This is a genomic window from Bartonella occidentalis, assembly GCF_037070875.1.
Taxonomy (GTDB): Bacteria; Pseudomonadota; Alphaproteobacteria; order Rhizobiales; family Rhizobiaceae; genus Bartonella.
Map to the genome: position 1 here is coordinate 236,407 of NZ_JAYMZJ010000002.1, position 17,278 is coordinate 253,684.

The window sequence follows — 17,278 nt, forward strand, 5'->3', positions numbered from 1 at the left end:
CCGGGCGTAATGAGCCAAAAATTTAAGAATGTTTAAAAAGGCTCTCCTACTCCTATACGCAGCATTTGTAACCGCAAACGCATAATAGATGTTACCTTCAGCAGAAGATAAATAGGCAAGATCAAGAATCCACTATTATGCAAATATTACGGAAACAGCTTTGTCCAAGGAAATCTTGTTGACATGCCTTTCCCCTTTTTCAATTCTAATTTATATTTTCCTGTGGATGAATTCGTATAATTTGACCTTCAAACTGGAACTATCAACGCAAGAAGGTACAGAATCAGAATAGCCTTTCCATTGAGGAATCTTTTATTGCAGCTCTTGCTGTAAATTTAAATAATTGATCAGAGACATAGAGCCTCTTCTTTTTCTTCACTTGCAGACAGCCGCTTGAGTTACACCAAGCATTTTGCTGTTTTTGTCGAAACTGTTTTATGAAAAAAAACAGTATCGATTTTATTAACACCGTTGATAATGCTGCACAAATTTTCCGCATCAAACCAATAAATAATCATTGTACAAATATCCTAGAAGAAGATATGGCTGAATTCTATATTAAAGCATGTAAAAGTTTATGTTCTGAATCCAGCGTATATAACGGCTTCACTCTAAATAGCATGACATATGACTGTTTTTTAGACGAAAAAGCAAAGCAACAATACGAAAATGCAATGGATGATACTTACGAACAGCAACATCATTTGTACATTTATGACGCACTCTAATTCCCTAAAGGCGTTTTCATTTTAAACGGTACAGCACACGGCTATTTTTTAAATAGAGTAAAACAACAATATAAGAATGTAATGTACGGTAACTATGAGCAAAAACATCGCTTGCACCTTTGTGATACACTTTAGTTTCTCAAATCTGTCTTAAAGAACACCTCTGCAATCCATAAATAACCTATTTAAACAATCAATACATCTACACTAAATGGAATGGCGCTCTTTCTCAAAAATTATAAAAGTAAAACATATATTAAATTAATTAAGCAGAAAAGTCATGAAAAAATCAAAATTAATGGATTCAATTTTCATCAATTAAAACTGTTAGAGATTTTAAAAATATAAAGCAGGTATCTTAGGGAGTTGAATCGAGCATGAATGGATCTGCCACATGATGGAGACTGCTGGATTGATGGTCATGCTAAAGTACGTGACAACACTATCATTCATGATCAAGAAAAATATACCATGATACAATTATTGATTGTAGTATGAGAATTTCAGAGAATGTAGAATTTTTTAGCTTGGTGACTCCACCAGGTGCGGAAATGTCAAAATTGATGCTACTGTAAAAATCTCTAGAAATGAAACCGTCTCAAGATAAAAACACTAAACTATGAGGCAAAACGATCTTACCCATAAGATCATACAACCTCAAAAGATAAAATCTTAACAACTCAAACAATCTTTAAACAAACGCGTGATTTACGCCACAGGTGAACTGCGCGTAAATGAAAGGAAATATATGAGTTATGGTATAGCACTTATTGCAACCATCAATATGCCTGACACCAAGATAATAGAGGCTAAAATCGCTGTACGACATCTTAAACAAAAACCACATCTCTAAATAAAATTTTAGATAAAGCGTTAACTAAATGACATGGATATTAATCGTTTAGAGCATCTTCTTAGCCTGAGAGATCGGAAAATAGAAAGACAAAACTATAAAAACTTTGTTCTCTGATCTTTCAAGCATGCAAAAAGAAAATCAAAAAATGCCAAAACCCCTCACACCAATAGTTCATTATGCTACATTTAATCCGTATATTGATAAGGTGAAGTATACTTTTAAAACATCGCTTTTCCCTGTTTTCTCATTAAATAACAAACCCAAGACAGAATCTTATAGAAATAACCTTAAACACCCAACAGGAAGCAAACTATTAACAGAAGGCAGATTTCCTATTGATTTTAAGAGAAAAAAATCAAACATACAGTCTATTGGCTCAACAATTACCTATGCACGAAGATATTTTTTGAACATATTGTTAAATGTAGTCAGCACAGAAGATGATACAAATGAAAATGCTCCTGAAATTTATAACACTGATCCAATAAAATAATCAAAGAAATTTAACATCCCATCATAAAAACAAACTCTATCAAAGAAAAACTGCTTTCTTTTGTAAGGCAAAAGCCTGGCAGACCTGTCTTACTGGCAAGCACAAATAGCTTTAGATTGTTTAAAACAAAAGCTAAAAAAATCAGAAATCTTCACCATTACAAACATAACAGAACAACCCTGAAAAAGAGGAGCAAACAGATGCAGAAAGCAGCGATGTAAGATAAAACATAAGAACAGCAGAATGATTTCAAACCCGCTTAGGGAAAGTCACTGCCTCAAATATTTACAGTGTCATCAATATAACAGCTCAATGAAAGCCTACAAGAAAATATGACAAATACAACTGAACTGAAAATAGAACAACATCGCTTTATACAAAAAGTGCTGACCGAAAAAAGCTTGCCTTCAAAGCAATCAAAAAGCTTTAAAAAATTCGTGATAGGTAACAAAGTTAGTTAAAAGAATCACCCTTCCCCCCTAACTTTTATATAATCTATTGTTTTTATTCAAAACTGGCGATCCCGACAGGATTCGAACCTGTGACCCACGGCTTAGAAGGCCGTTGCTCTATCCAGCTGAGCTACGGGACCGACGAATTACTCTCTAACCCCAAATAATACCCTTGTTGTTAATGTGTCCAAGATTGCTGCCTATCACTGCGAAAATTATCAGAATAAGAAACAACCCTCCGAATCGGTTTATTCGTTTTTTCTACACGATAAGGGATAGCATTTTTGAGTGCAAAGGTTATTGCCTCTTCCTTGCTATTAAACCGGATTTTGATCTGATTATTCATATCAGACGTTGCTGTATACCCCATAAGAGGTTCAAGCATCTTTGCCTGCGTTGGTTCATACTGCAAAAACCAAAACCCAACATTCGCTCTACCTGACTGCATGGCAGTTTTTGCAGGACTATAAATACGTGCAATCATGGTTATCTCCCTTTAGAACCGCGCAAAGCCTAAACAGATGACTTTCTTATCACAAACCCACTTGCGCACCCAATTGAACCATGCTCCTATGTCCGAAAGACATGGTCGGAGCGATAGGATTCGAACCTACGACCCCCTGATCCCAAATCAGGTGCGCTACCAGACTGCGCTACGCTCCGCCATCTATACTATTTAGTGCATATTCCCTAAAATTTTAACAACAGAAGTGCAAGAAAAAAACACGTTTTTTAAAAATTTTATTCCATTTTTTATTAATATACTCTTTTTATAATCTTTTTCCTAAATGACAACCTGATAGAATGATATTAATAAAAATTAACACACGCAAATAAATAATTAAGTTTTGCACAAAACCCTATAGCTTCTTACATTGCTTTAAAAACATTTCAACACCCCAAAACATCTAATAAGTATAATTTTAACAATTAAAACGGTCTAAACACTACCAAAAACAATACGAAGCTCCAACCTGATTAATATGATAATATAGACATAGTGCTCATCATAAAAACTGATTAAAAATTTTTGCTTTTCCAGCTGTTTACTTTTTAAAAAGGTTTAGATTCCCTTAATAATACCAATACCAAAACTAAAAAATAAACACTTTCTCACCTAAACTATAAAAAGCAAAAAAATATTTTGTCCGTGCTAAAATAAATTTTTTAATACACGCATATCCGTGCAATAAAAAATAATACAACGTTATAAATTGAAAATCACAACACCATTCAAACAGTAATTGGATACATCTCAAAAAATGAAAAAATACTGTCAGGCAGAGCAAAAAAAAGAAAGAATCACTTTTGATTTAACAAATGTAGAAAAGTAATGAATCATATGACTCCGTAATCATTTGTTATATTTGGAGCATAATAGAACATCAGTACCTTCAAATAAAAATTTTTGCATATTACAAGCAAAATTTACTGAATTTACATGTTGAGAACTTCACTTATAACAGCACGCGTTATTTTACTTTTTCTTTGCAATGCCAACCGATCAACAGAATCAATAATACGTTTCAACGAAAATAAAGAGCGCTCACAACGACTTACAAGGTAGTGAACAGTATCTGGATGAACAATAATCTGTTTATCTGCAAAAAGCTTAAAAGCAATAGCTGTTAACAATGTTTCATCAGGCTGATCAATAGCCACTAACATAACAGAATTAAGGCGGCTTTTAAGATCATTTAATTTTAAATCCCACATAGAAGGTATTGTACGTGAAGTTATCAATAAGGTAGCGTGACGCATATTCAGATTGGCTTGTTTAACACTATTAAATAAATGGAAAAGTCCTATTTCACTGATTTCACCCGCATCAATATCCTCAATTAAAAATGGCCTTCCTGAAGCAGCCATAGTAGCAGCTTGATCAATCTCATCGCAATGAATGGTTAAAGCGTTGGCTTTTTGCGCCCATATATTAGAAAAATGTGTTTTTCCAGATCCTTCTTTTCCAACCAAAACTGCAATAGGTAAAATCCAATGTGGCCAATGATTAATAAGCTGAAAAGCCATACGATTACTGTCTGTTACCACTAAATCATCAAATTGAAAAATCGATGTATAAGGAAAGTTTAATGGCAATTGTGTTTCACGCTCATTCATTTTATCGGCTCCGAATCGCCACTTGGCGAATACATCTGAGAACTCAGATAAGTATGAAGAGCAAAACGGACTAAAACACCAACAGCAGCAGCAGCAGGAACAGCAACAAGCATACCAGTGAAACCAAATAATGAGGAAAAAGCAAAAAGTGCAAACATCAACCATACTGGATGAAGCCCCACTGATGAACCAACAAGTTTTGGTTGAAGAACGTATCCTTCAACAAATTGGCCAATAACAAAAATAACTATAATAACAACGATCCAACCCCAATTATTTGGGTAAAACTGAACCCATGCCACACCAACAGATAATACAAAACCACTCATTGTCCCAATATAAGGGATAAAGCTAATAAGACCAATAAACATACCAATCAAAAGACCAAAATTGAGGCCTGCAGCAGTCAAACCAATAGCATAATACCCTCCCAATATTAAACAAACTGTCCCCTGTCCACGAACAAATCCGGCTATAGCTCTATCCATCTCATGAAAAATACTGCGAACAGTCTCAAGATGATCACGTGGTATCCAAGAATCAACCGCTGAAACCATACGTGGCCAATCTAATAACATATAAAATGCCACTACAGGTGTTACTATAAACAAACTGACAACATTAACTATAGACTTTCCTGACTGCAAAAGTGAATTCAAAAGAGAAGTAATAAAGTCAGATCCTTGTCCCAAAATTCCTCTAATATTATTTTGTAATTCACTTTGATCACCGCCAAAATAACGCTTAACCCAATCAAAATCATGCTCAACAAAAAAAGTTTGAATACGACTAATATAAACTGGTAATCCATCACGCATGAATTGCTGTATTTGCCAATTGATAATAGGAATTAAAATTATTAAAGCAGCAACAAAAATAACAACAATAAATAAGGTAATAAGAATCGTACCAAAGGCACGATTAATACCAACTTTTTCAAGGAGTTGAATAACAGGGTTAAGAAAATAGGCTAAAACGATTCCTGCCACAAAAGGAAGTAAAATCGATCCAAAAATAAACATAAAGAGAACGAAAAAAGATAATGTGCCAAGCCAGAAAAAAATTTGTTTTTTATTCGGTAATGGTACTTGAGTATAAGCAGGCACAGAAGCCATATAATGGCGAAACGCCTTATTTTCACTTATTTTTTTTTTCATTAGCTGCGAAGCAGAATCATTATTACCTGGTATTTTACACATAATATCCCAAAAAACTCACAAATAAATTTCCCGTATGGTTCACACAAAGTCACTTATTTCTTAAATACTAAATATCAATATCTCTTGCAGAAACAATTCTATCATGGCATTGCATAACATCCAAACCTGATTTTTCATAAGGAAGGCTCCAATGAGCAATCAAGATCTCATAAATGATAAATCTAATAATAGTTTTACCTACGCAAAAGCTGGTGTAAACATCAATATGGGTAATGCTATGGTAGAAAAAATTAAACCTTACATACGCTCAACAAAACGAACAGGTACAGATGCAGAAATCGGAGGATTTGGAGGAATATTTGATTTAAAAGCCGTAGGCTTTATAGATCCTATCCTCGTAGCAGCTAATGATGGTGTAGGTACAAAATTAAAGATTGCCATTGAAACAGGTATTCACGATACTGTCGGTATTGATCTTGTGGCCATGTGCGTTAATGATTTGCTCGTACAAGGTGCTGAACCTCTCTTTTTTCTCGATTATTTTGCAACTCAAAAGCTTGATCCTGAACAGGGTGCCGCAATAGTTTCTGGAATTGCGGCAGGATGTCAACAAGCAGGTGCAGCTCTTATTGGAGGAGAAACTGCAGAAATGCCTGATATGTATGCTAAAGGGGATTATGATTTAGCAGGCTTTGCTGTAGGAGCTGTAGAACGAAACGCATTATTACCTTCAAAAAATCTTACAGAAGGTGACATTATTTTAGGTCTTAGTTCGTCTGGAATTCATTCCAACGGACTTTCTCTTGTCAGACGAATCATTCAGAAAAATAATATAAAATGGGATGATCCTACCCCTTTTAATCCACAAATTAATTTTGGTACAGAATTTCTTACACCGACACGCATTTATGTAAAATCTCTCCTATCAACTATAAGAAATTATGAAGGAGTTAAAGCTCTCGCTCATATCACAGGTGGAGGTTTTCTTGAAAATATTCCGCGTGTACTTCCATCCTCACTTTGTGCTGAAATTAATCTTTCAAGTATAAATGTTCCACCAGTCTTTTCATGGATTGCCAAGCAAGGTAGAATAGAAACAACAGAGATGTTACGGACATTCAATTGTGGTATTGGTATGATCGTCATAGTAGAGCAAAACGCAGTTAAAACAATTACACAAGCACTTGAGATGCAAGGAGAAACTGTTACCTCGCTTGGCATTTTAACAAAACGCCAAGATACAGGAACTGTCTATAAAGGTGTACTCAATTTATGAAGAAACAAGTTGTTGTTTTTATTTCCGGTAATGGATCAAATATGGTTGCTCTTGCCAAAGCCAGCAAACAACCAGAATATCCTGCTGAAATCATCGCTATCATTTGTGATAACCCTCACGCTATCGGCCTTGAAAGAGCGCATAATAACAATTTGTCTGTGCATGTTGTTGATCATAAAAATTATACGACTAGAAAAGCCCACGAAGAAGCTATCTTGAAAACTTTGGAAAAATATAAACCAGATATCATTTGCTTTGCTGGCTATATGCGCCTCGTTTCATCGTATTTTATAAAACCTTATGAAGGGCGAATCTTAAACATTCACCCTTCCCTTTTACCTTCATTTAAAGGCTTAAATCCCCATAAAAGAGTTTTACAAGCGGGCGTCAAAATTACTGGTTGTACCGTTCATCTTGTTACAGAAGATATGGATTCAGGACAGATCATTGCCCAAGCAGCCGTTCCAGTATGCCCTAACGATACCGTTGATAGCTTAAACCAGAGAGTTCTTAAAGCTGAACATAGACTTTATCCAGAAGCTTTAAAAACATTTATTGAAGGCAATGACAAAGTGGCAGATGCTGAACAACAGCTCTTATCGTTTTGAGTATGCTGTCCGCATATGCCAATATCATATCCTAATTAATTTGCGACTCTTATATTTTTAACTATCTAAAAACTTTGATACAGTTAAATCTATTCTCTCTGCAAATATGTTGTACAAGAATGTACAATATAGTTTTTCGAGTTTTCACTATAATTCTCTAACTTAATCGCACTTATTCAATTTATTTTCTTTATAACTATCTTTTAAAAAGACTTTAATAAGAACCTTTAAATAAATAATTTTTTTATTTTATTGTGAAAGAGTTTGTTTTACGGCTAGAGCTAACTGTTTAAGTGTAAATGGCTTAGACAAAAAAACAAAAACAGCATCTTGTGGAAGATTTTTAGTAAAAGCATCTTTTGCGTATCCAGAAACAAAAATAAATTTGATATCAGGATATTTTTTACGGGCTTCTTTAAACAAAGTCGGCCCGTCCATTTCTGGCATGACTACATCAGAAACAACGACATCAACAGCACCCTCATTTTTTTCAAGAACAGCGAGTGCTTCAACCCCACTTGCTGCTTCCAAAACAGTATATCCTCTCATTTGAAGCGCCTTTACCTCACCCATTCTAACAGAATCTTCATCTTCAACCAATAAAACAGTTGAAGATCCTGTTAAATCTGTATTTTTTTCCTGCTCTTCTACTTTTTCTATCTGCTGAGAAATTTCACCGTCAGTATCAGGAATATAACGAGGAAGAAAGATATGAAATGTTGTTCCTTCACCTTCTCTACTATCACAATAAATATAACCACCCGTCTGTTTAATAATTCCATAAACCATTGATAAACCAAGACCAGTCCCTTTCCCAACTTCTTTTGTTGTAAAAAATGGTTCAAATATTTTTTCTTGTATAGAAGCTGAGATACCGGTTCCTGTATCTGAAATACTCAATTGCACATACTCACCAATTGAAAAACCAACATGATCAAATTCAGTACTCTGTTGTTTGGTAATATTGTTTGTTGCAATTGTAACCACGCCTCCATCAGACATAGCATCGCGCGCATTAATAACCAAATTCATAATAACACGCTGGAAGGATGCTTGATCAACCTCAACACTCCACAAGTCCCTCCCATGAATAATTTTCAATTGAATATTACTGCCCAAAAGAGGTAATATCAGATTACGAATATCTGATAACAATTCTGTAAAATCAATTTTTTCAGGTCGGAGCGTTTGTTTTCTAGAAAAAGCCAACAACTGTTGCACAAGCGCAGCCGCACGATTAGCATTATTTTTAATATTAATCAAATCAGCATGCGCTGGATCAGAGCTACGATGCGTGTTTAAAAGAAGATCGCACGACATTAAAATTGCTGTTAAAACATTATTAAAGTCATGAGCAATACCACCAGCTAATTGCCCAACAGCTTGCATTTTTTGACTTTGTATCATTTTATCTTCAAGTGTTTTTTGTTCTGTGGTTTCTATAGCAGATATAACAGCAAAATTTTGTAATGAACCACTATGATGTGACCTTACAGGCATAACATGGATACGCAAATGGCATTCTTCATTGCTCTCTAAAACTGTTTCTATCGAAACTGGATAATTTTTATTTTTTGTAATTTTTTTAAATACACGCTTCAATTGTTCACTATCGCGGTGAGATATAATATCACAAAGGTTAACAATAGCTCCATTTGCGCATCCCATTAATGATGAAAAAGCTCCGTTTATACGAACTAATTGTCCTTTTGAATCTGCGATCGCTATCGCAAAAGGGCTTACATCGAAGTACTCCACTAATGAGCCCAATAATTTTGATTGATCATCATCTTCTTTTATTTGTATTGGCATTGGTATTATCACAATGCGATAAATGGCCTCATCCTCTAAGAATGAAGAAGCACACATAAAGCAATTTAATACTCTCTTACTGCTGATATCTGAATTTACACATAGAGAAAATGTATAAGGCATAGCATAATCTGAATTTTGATATTTACTGTTTTGCAAACAAATATCGTTCCATGTACTATTAGCTTCAACACTACCAAACAGTTGATCAAAATTATATTGGCCAACAGCAAATTTTGCTAAATCGATTGAAAACCATTCAGCAAAAACTGCATTTGCGTAAAGAATCATTCCCTGTCTATTAACAGAGAAAAAACCAACAGGAGCTTGATCTAAATGATTAATTGCTTCTTGAAGATTCGAAAAAAAATCTTCACGACATTTCTGTAAATGTGAAATATCAGCGATATGCCAAAATAAAAGCTTTTTTTTCCGCGTTATTATAGGCTGAACAGAAATACTGTACTGGGTGGGATTTTTTTGTGTAGAATGGAGAAAAATTGACTTTTCTACCTTTAACTCTTCCCGCGCTGTAAGATTATTACATGCGGCCACTTTTAAACGGTACGAGAGCGCACCAGCTCCTGGAAGGTCAGCAATAACAGCAAAACAAGAGGATTCTGGCTTATAAGTAAAAATTTTTTTATAATTTTGATTAGAATAATAAACAAAGCCTGATATGTCAGATATTATAATCGTATCATCTATATTATTAAAGATATTAAGGTCAAAATCTTGGAACAACTGTACAGAATTATATCTCAAAACTCCCAAACTTATCAAAACGAGTGCAGCAACGCCTATAACTGCTAAAGCCAAAAAAGACACCAACATAACTCTTTGAAAATAGCTTGGCTGATCAAAAAAACCTAAAATACCAACAATGAACAGAAAAACCATAATAAAAACAACACAAAAAAACATGGCTTTCCAATGTATAAAAGCAGACGATGATCTCTCAATACGTTTAAAAACTTTATTCATCTCCATTATTTGCCTCGATTATAATCATTTTTTATGCCACAAATCGCCTTCATAACCGTTGTTATAAAGTATACATCGTGATAATATGGACTTAACGTAAATCACTCAATATAAAAAAAATCACGTTTTCATATTATTAAGTGAACTTTTAAAGGTATTTTATAAACATACATCAATAAAGAATTTTCCATTATAAATGGGAGGAATGACATGCGTGTCTGGTTATCAAGCCAAATGGGCGCATCTGCTGCGAACATAGCTATAAGTTTTGTGTTTTTAATAATGATAATCGCAGTTATTTCTGCAATTATCATGTTTTTATACCGTTTAAATACAGGAAGTTCCAACATTAGAAAAAAGAAACGCCAACTTCGATTAACGATATGCGAGACAATCGCTATCGACCGGACGCGCCGTCTTATTTTAGTACGTCGTGATAGTACGGAGCATTTGATCTTGATTGGCGGACAAACAGATGTTGTTGTAGAATCTAATATTGGTACAGATACAAATACCACAAATAAAAGTGATTCAAAATCACAAAAGGCTACACGACCAGCATTAACAGTACACAACAAAAATCCTATCCAGGAAGAAAAAATACCTGTTCTAGCAAATGAAGCAACACATACACAATGCGATGTAACTACACCTTTAGTAATAAATAATCCTCTAGAAGATTCGGCCATCACCGCTGAAATTGAAGGACGACAAGAACCATCATTATTTATTCCTTCCCAGAAAAAATAAAATATTCAATTTAGTACCTAATTTTATTCATTTATCACTGTCAATCGACCTCAATCATCACGATAAACTTTTTCTCGTCGTTCGTGACGTTCCTGTGCTTCCAACGACAAAACTGCAATCGGTCTAGCTTCAAGACGCTTTATGCTAATAGGTTCGCCGGTTTCCTCACAAAATCCATAAGTTCCATTATCAATACGCTCCAAAGCTGCATCTATCTTTGAAATAAGCTTTCTTTGACGATCACGAGCTCGTAACTCAATTGTACGATTAGTTTCGCAAGATGCCCTATCAGTCAAATCCGGTTGACCAGCATTATCTTCTTGTAAATTTTCCAAGGTTTCACGTGCCTCTTTCAAAATATCATTTTTCCAAGAAATCAACTTAGCACGGAAATATGCCTTTTGCCGTTCATTCATAAAAGGCTCATCTTCACTAGGACGATATTGGCCATCAACCTGCTTGCTCATGCCATAAACCTCCATATATGATATGCGCGGTTTATATATTGTGCAACATCGATCAACGCAAGGGAAAAATACATTCCCTAAAATAGTATACAAATGTACTTGACTATTTAAGTCTCAAATAACTTTTTATTAATATGTTGTTCTATTTATGATAAAACTTATCATAGACTTCCATAGATATTTTCCTGCCACACACAATATAAATTCCATAAAAGGATAAAAACACCAACATGAAGAGTCAGACGGAACAATTTCCCCAATTATTGAAATAATAAAAGGACTGGAAGCAATAGCCACATAATAAAACAAAAATTATAAAGGCAAAGTGTGATATCCTCGATTTAAATATATTAAAGCATCTTTTTCTTGATGACGATTCACTGCAACAACTTCACCAATTAAAACGTAGTGAGTTGCATGTTCATGACAACAAATTAAACGACAATCAAGTGACGCTAAAGCATCTAAAAGACTAGGTGCACCAGTCTGTAAAGTACCCCATTGAGCTGCATCAAAACCTTCATCTCGCGCCAAATTACAGCGATTAGAAAAAATATCCGCTAATGAACGGTGTTTTCCTGCTAAGCTATTAACACAAAAATTTTCGTTTTCCATAAACAGCTTATTTTTAGGATTATGACGCATTAGGCAAACAAGAAGTGTTGGAGGATCATCTGACAAGGAACAACAAGCTGAAACTGTCACGCCACGCTTGCCTTTAACGCCATTTGTTGTGACAATATGTACCGCTCCTGCAAAATGACTCATAGAATCTCGGTATTCTTGTGGGGAAACAGTAACAATATTTTGAAGTTCAGGAATAAAATGTGTTGTATGATTTGACATATCTTTCACTTATAAATAGCTTTTCTTTCACTTAACAGTAACTTTCTAAATTTCAATAATAAAGTTTATTGCATATTCGTATTCTTTTGCAACATAGCATAAATGATCTTTAAATACACAAAACGACATGTTAAAAATCCAATTAAGGAGATCTTAATGCCTCGCCCTCACCTCATTGCACCCTCGCTCTTAGCATCTGACTTTTCTAAACTTGGTCAAGAAGTCTTGGATGTTGTTGATGCCGGCGCAGATTGGATTCATCTTGACATTATGGATGGCCACTTCGTTCCTAATATTACTTTTGGTCCTGATATCGTCAAAGCACTACGCCCATTAACTAAAGCAACATTTGACGTCCATTTAATGATCTCACCGGCAGATCCTTATCTTGAAGCGTTTGCAAAAGCTGGTGCAGATATTATAACCATTCATGCTGAAGCAAGCTCCCATACGCATCGCTCATTACAAACAATCAAAGCAATGGGAAAAAAAGCGGGAATTTCAATCAATCCCAGCACCTCAGAACATGTACTTGACTATTTACTTGATCAATTAGATCTCATTTTAATTATGACAGTTAATCCAGGTTTTGGTGGACAAAGTTTTATTCCAGCAATGGAAGATAAAATTAAACGAGTTAAAAATATGATTGCTAATCGACCTATTGATCTGGAAGTTGATGGTGGTATCACTGTTGATACAATCGGAATAGCTGCAAACGCTGGTGCAAATGTATTTGTCGCAGGTTCTGCGATTTATAATAAAAATGGAAATAAAGAGCTTTATAGAACACATATTAATGCATTGCGCCAAGCTGCAACCCTCTCACAATAAGGAAAAAATCATGATACCACGTTATTCCCGTCCTGAAATGGTAAAAATTTGGTCACCAGAAACGAAATATCGTATTTGGTTTGAAATTGAAGCGCACGCCTGTGACGCATTAGCTCAACTGGGGACTATTCCTAAAGAAGCAGCAAAAATCATTTGGGAAAAAGGAACAGCAGCCGAATTTGATGTCAAGCGCATTAATGAAATTGAAGCAATCACCAAGCACGATGTTATAGCATTTTTAACCCACTTATCTGAACTTATTGGGTCAGAAGCTCGTTTTATTCACCAGGGAATGACATCTTCAGATATCCTAGATACAACCTTTAATATACAATTAATGCGTGCCAGCGACATTTTGCTAAACGATCTAGAGCAGCTTCTTGAAGCATTGAAAAAGCGCGCTTTGGAACATAAAGAAACAATTACTATTGGGCGTAGCCATGGTATTCACGCCGAACCAACAACATTTGGGATTAAATTTGCTCTTGCATATGCTGAATTTTTTCGTTGTCATGAACGTCTTCTTGCAGCACGTGAAGAAGTTTCTACTTGTGCCATCTCAGGAGCAGTAGGCACTTTTGCTAATATTGATCCACGCGTTGAAGAACACGTAGCAAAAGCATTGGGAATGCACATTGAACCCATTTCTACCCAAATTATACCGCGCGATCGTCATGCTATGTTTTTTGCAACGCTTGGTGTTATCGCTTCATCCATTGAAAGACTTGCTATAGAAATACGCCATCTGCAACGAACAGAAGTTCTTGAAGCAGAAGAATATTTTTCGCCTGGTCAAAAAGGCTCATCCGCTATGCCTCATAAACGTAATCCAGTTTTAACAGAAAATTTAACTGGGCTAGCACGTATGGTGCGTGCATTTGCACTACCCGCCATGGAAAATGTAGCACTTTGGCACGAACGTGACATTTCTCATTCATCTGTTGAACGTTATATCGGTCCTGACGCCACCATTACGCTTGATTTTGCTCTTACTCGATTAACATCCGTCATTGAAAATTTAATTGTCTATCCAGAAAATATGCAAAAAAACCTTAATAAATTTCGTGGCCTTATTCATTCACAACGAGTTCTTTTGGCTCTTACGCAAGCAGGAGTTAGTCGTGAAGATTCTTATCGAATTGTACAACGAAATGCGATGAAGGTATGGGAACAAGGAAAAGATTTTTTAGAAGAATTGCTCAATGATAGAGATGTTATAAAAGCCTTAAGTGAATCAGAGCTTCGCGAAAAGTTTGATCTTCGTTACCATACAAAACATATCGACACCATTTTTAACCGCGTATTTGGGCAGTAATAAAATTTCATACAAACAAAATATGTTATCGTCCGCTTATTAAAGCTCATTATAATGAAGGAAACAATTCATGAAAGCAAATGAACTCGATATTCTCATTGTACCGGGCTATCAAGAATCTGATCCTGATCATTGGCAAACACGCTGGGAACAAAAATTGTCTACAGCTCGTCGCATTCAACAAGCTCATTGGTCAAAACCTATTCGTGAAGAATGGGTCAATGAAGTTAAAACCGCTATTGCAGAAGCTCAAAAACCTGTTGCTATTATTGCCCATTCCTTAGGAGTTCCCACAGCTATTCATGCAGTTGTACAGAATTCAGAAAAAGTTTGTGGTGCTTTTTTTGTTGCCCCCCCGGATGTTACCAATGAAAAAATACATCCACAACACTTAAAGACATTTGGCCCATATCACAATGCAAAATTGCCTTTCCCTTCCGTAGTCATAGCTAGTCGCAATGATGAATTTTGCCAATTTTCAGTAGCAGAAAAGCTTGCCAATGATTGGGGCGCACTTTTTATTGATGCTGGGCAGTCCGGTCATATTAATGTAAAGTCTGGGCATGGCCCCTGGCCTGAAGGACTTATAGTTCTCTCACATTTTCTCGCAAAGCTTTGATCAAACAAATACACTTTTCTTCAACATTCCTATATAATCTTATTTCTCCTCGAAAAAGACAAATAACAAAAATTGTAAGAAGTCCCGTAGCAATCATTGAGAATTTTTACCAATTAGGATAGTATTAATTCATCAAAACTATTTAAATTTCTCAAATTAAAAGAGAATCATAATGAATCGTCGCCACCGTATTTATGAAGGCAAGGCTAAAATTTTATATGAGGGACCTGAACCAGGAACTTATATTCAATTCTTTAAAGATGACGCAACCGCCTTTAATGCAAAAAAACATGAAATTATCGATGGAAAAGGAGTTTTAAACAACCGTATCTCAGAACATATTTTTAGCCATCTTGGTCGCTTAGGCATCCCAACGCATTTTATCAAGCGTATAAATATGCGTGAACAACTCATTAAAGCTGTTGAAATTATTCCTTTGGAGGTTGTTGTTCGTAACGTTGCCGCTGGCTCTCTTTCCAAACGTTTAGGATTGGAAGAAGGAACTCCTCTTTCTCAATCTATCATTGAATTTTATTACAAAAATGATTCTCTTGATGACCCGATGGTTACTGAAGAACACATCACTGCTTTTGGGTGGGCTGTTCCGCAAGAACTAGAAGACATTATGCAGCTGTCAATTCGCATTAATGATTTTCTTTCTGGACTTTTTGCGGGTATCAATATTCAGTTAATTGACTTTAAAATGGAATTTGGTCGCCTATGGGAAGACGAAACGATGCGCGTTGTTCTTGCTGATGAAATTTCACCTGATTCGGCTCGATTATGGGATATGCAAACACGAGAAAAAATGGATAAAGATCGTTTTCGTCGTGATATGGGAGGACTCATAAATGCTTACCAAGAAGTCGCAAAACGCCTTGGTATTATCAATGAAAACGAGCCTCCACGACCGAGCGGCCCAGTTTTAGTGAAATAAAAACAAGATAACATATGTAAATTTACCTTCTTTTATATATAAGTATTGGCTTTTCAAAAGAAAATACTTTTAACAACAGGACATTAAAATGAAAGCGCGTATTACCGTTACTTTAAAAAGCAGCGTCCTTGATCCACAAGGAGAAGCAATTGTCGGTGCTTTTAAAAGTTTAAATTTCAAAGGTATTCACTCTATCCGCCAAGGGAAAGTTTTTGATATTGAACTTGATGATATGCCTGTTGAAACTGCAAAGCAAAAACTTGAACAGATGTGTGAAGAATTACTCGCAAATACCGTCATTGAAAATTACACGACAGAACTCCTTTAAGTAAGGCCAATCCATGAAAACTGCTATCATTCAATTACCTGGCTTAAATCGTGATCGGGATATGATTGCAGCATTATCCCATATAACAGGAGTTGAGCCATTAAAAATTTGGCAAACAGAGACAACAATCCCAGACGTAGATATCATTGTTATTCCTGGTGGTTTTTCTTATGGTGACTACTTAAGATGTGGAGCTATTGCCGCACGAACACCAGTTTTGCAAGCTGTGCGCGAAAAAGCACAAAAAGGTATTACAGTGATAGGTATATGTAATGGATTTCAAATTTTATTAGAAGCTGGATTATTGCCTGGTACTTTAATGCGTAATGCTTCATTAAAATTTGTTTGCCGTGAAATAAAACTTGAAGTAATTAATGCCAATACGAAATTTTCTCGGTACTATTCTAAAGGACAAATCATTCGTTGTCCCGTTGCTCATCACGACGGAAATTATTTTATTGATAACGAAACACTAAAACAAATGGAAGATAATGAACAAATTGTTTTCCGTTATGCAGAAAATACAAACCCAAACGGTTCTATTAATGATATTGCCGGTATTATTAATAAAACTGGCAATGTTCTTGGTATGATGCCTCATCCTGAAAACTTCATTGAACCCGCACATGGTGGTAGCGATGGGCGTTTACTTTTTCAAAGTGCCCTAGAGTTAGCAAACGGATGATATAAAAGGA

Annotated in this window: 16 protein-coding genes, 2 tRNA genes and 1 pseudogene; 11 read left to right on the plus strand and 8 right to left on the minus strand. The window is 35.4% G+C overall.

Annotation, left to right across the window (positions count from 1 at the left end; translation table 11 throughout):
- Positions 1-1,708 precede the first annotated feature (1,708 nt).
- A complete protein-coding gene (locus WCP78_RS04550; RefSeq protein WP_336279323.1) occupies positions 1,709-2,077 on the plus strand; it encodes an ERF family protein in 369 nt (122 codons plus the stop codon).
- Positions 2,078-2,324: 247 nt separating this feature from the next.
- Positions 2,325-2,390 (plus strand): annotated as a pseudogene (locus WCP78_RS04555) (lambda exonuclease family protein); the annotation flags it as partial.
- 202 nt (positions 2,391-2,592) lie between these two features.
- Here WCP78_RS04555 and WCP78_RS04560 read toward each other — a convergent pair.
- From WCP78_RS04560 to WCP78_RS04580, 5 genes are all read right to left on the minus strand, one after another.
- Positions 2,593-2,669 (minus strand) — tRNA-Arg (locus WCP78_RS04560).
- A gap of 38 nt (positions 2,670-2,707) precedes the next feature.
- Entirely contained in the window at positions 2,708-3,013 is a 306-nt protein-coding gene (locus tag WCP78_RS04565) for an ETC complex I subunit (RefSeq protein ID WP_336279324.1), read from the minus strand.
- A 102-nt stretch (positions 3,014-3,115) separates the two neighbouring features.
- A tRNA-Pro gene (locus WCP78_RS04570) sits at positions 3,116-3,192 on the minus strand.
- A 774-nt stretch (positions 3,193-3,966) separates the two neighbouring features.
- The gene (gene hdaA / locus WCP78_RS04575) at positions 3,967-4,647 is read right to left on the minus strand and encodes a DnaA regulatory inactivator HdaA (RefSeq protein WP_336279325.1); all 681 of its coding nucleotides are present in this window, start codon (positions 4,645-4,647) and stop codon (positions 3,967-3,969) included.
- Positions 4,644-5,846, minus strand: coding sequence for an AI-2E family transporter (locus tag WCP78_RS04580; RefSeq protein WP_336279326.1), 1,203 nt, complete (start codon positions 5,844-5,846; stop codon positions 4,644-4,646). Before WCP78_RS04580 ends, hdaA begins: the two co-directional genes overlap by 4 nt.
- Positions 5,847-5,997: 151 nt before the next feature.
- Between WCP78_RS04580 and purM the strand changes: the two genes are divergently transcribed.
- Both purM and purN read left to right on the plus strand, forming a co-directional pair.
- A complete protein-coding gene (gene purM, locus WCP78_RS04585; RefSeq protein WP_336279327.1) occupies positions 5,998-7,083 on the plus strand; it encodes a phosphoribosylformylglycinamidine cyclo-ligase in 1,086 nt (361 codons plus the stop codon).
- Complete coding sequence (gene purN, locus WCP78_RS04590; RefSeq protein WP_336279328.1) at positions 7,080-7,691, plus strand: phosphoribosylglycinamide formyltransferase; 612 nt, start codon at positions 7,080-7,082, stop codon at positions 7,689-7,691. Before purM ends, purN begins: the two co-directional genes overlap by 4 nt.
- A 249-nt stretch (positions 7,692-7,940) precedes the next feature.
- On the opposite strand, the gene WCP78_RS04595 is transcribed toward purN, so the two are convergent.
- The gene (locus tag WCP78_RS04595) at positions 7,941-10,487 is read right to left on the minus strand and encodes an ATP-binding protein (RefSeq protein ID WP_336279329.1); all 2,547 of its coding nucleotides are present in this window, start codon (positions 10,485-10,487) and stop codon (positions 7,941-7,943) included.
- A 210-nt stretch (positions 10,488-10,697) separates the two neighbouring features.
- Here WCP78_RS04595 and WCP78_RS04600 point away from each other — a divergent pair, with 210 nt between their 5' ends.
- Positions 10,698-11,237: a hypothetical protein gene (locus WCP78_RS04600; protein ID WP_336279330.1), complete on the plus strand. Its 540-nt coding sequence runs from the start codon at positions 10,698-10,700 to the stop codon at positions 11,235-11,237.
- A 50-nt stretch (positions 11,238-11,287) separates the two neighbouring features.
- Here the strand turns inward: WCP78_RS04600 and dksA are convergent, their stop codons facing one another.
- Positions 11,288-11,704, minus strand: coding sequence for an RNA polymerase-binding protein DksA (dksA, locus tag WCP78_RS04605; protein WP_336279331.1), 417 nt, complete (start codon positions 11,702-11,704; stop codon positions 11,288-11,290).
- Positions 11,705-12,016: 312 nt separating this feature from the next.
- A complete protein-coding gene (locus WCP78_RS04610) occupies positions 12,017-12,550 on the minus strand; it encodes a flavin reductase (RefSeq protein ID WP_336279332.1) in 534 nt (177 codons plus the stop codon).
- Between the two features lie 156 nt (positions 12,551-12,706).
- Here WCP78_RS04610 and rpe point away from each other — a divergent pair, with 156 nt between their 5' ends.
- The 6 genes from rpe (at position 12,707) to purQ (ending at position 17,268) form a co-directional block, all read left to right on the plus strand.
- Entirely contained in the window at positions 12,707-13,384 is a 678-nt protein-coding gene (gene rpe / locus WCP78_RS04615) for a ribulose-phosphate 3-epimerase (RefSeq protein WP_336279333.1), read from the plus strand.
- A gap of 10 nt (positions 13,385-13,394) precedes the next feature.
- Positions 13,395-14,699: an adenylosuccinate lyase gene (gene purB, locus WCP78_RS04620; protein ID WP_336279334.1), complete on the plus strand. Its 1,305-nt coding sequence runs from the start codon at positions 13,395-13,397 to the stop codon at positions 14,697-14,699.
- A 70-nt stretch (positions 14,700-14,769) separates the two neighbouring features.
- The gene (locus WCP78_RS04625) at positions 14,770-15,318 is read left to right on the plus strand and encodes an RBBP9/YdeN family alpha/beta hydrolase (RefSeq protein WP_336279335.1); all 549 of its coding nucleotides are present in this window, start codon (positions 14,770-14,772) and stop codon (positions 15,316-15,318) included.
- A 172-nt stretch (positions 15,319-15,490) separates the two neighbouring features.
- Entirely contained in the window at positions 15,491-16,255 is a 765-nt protein-coding gene (purC, locus tag WCP78_RS04630) for a phosphoribosylaminoimidazolesuccinocarboxamide synthase (RefSeq protein ID WP_336279336.1), read from the plus strand.
- Positions 16,256-16,343: 88 nt separating this feature from the next.
- Positions 16,344-16,583, plus strand: coding sequence for a phosphoribosylformylglycinamidine synthase subunit PurS (gene purS / locus WCP78_RS04635; protein WP_336279337.1), 240 nt, complete (start codon positions 16,344-16,346; stop codon positions 16,581-16,583).
- Positions 16,584-16,596: 13 nt separating this feature from the next.
- Complete coding sequence (purQ, locus tag WCP78_RS04640) at positions 16,597-17,268, plus strand: phosphoribosylformylglycinamidine synthase subunit PurQ (RefSeq protein WP_336279338.1); 672 nt, start codon at positions 16,597-16,599, stop codon at positions 17,266-17,268.
- Positions 17,269-17,278 lie beyond the last annotated feature (10 nt).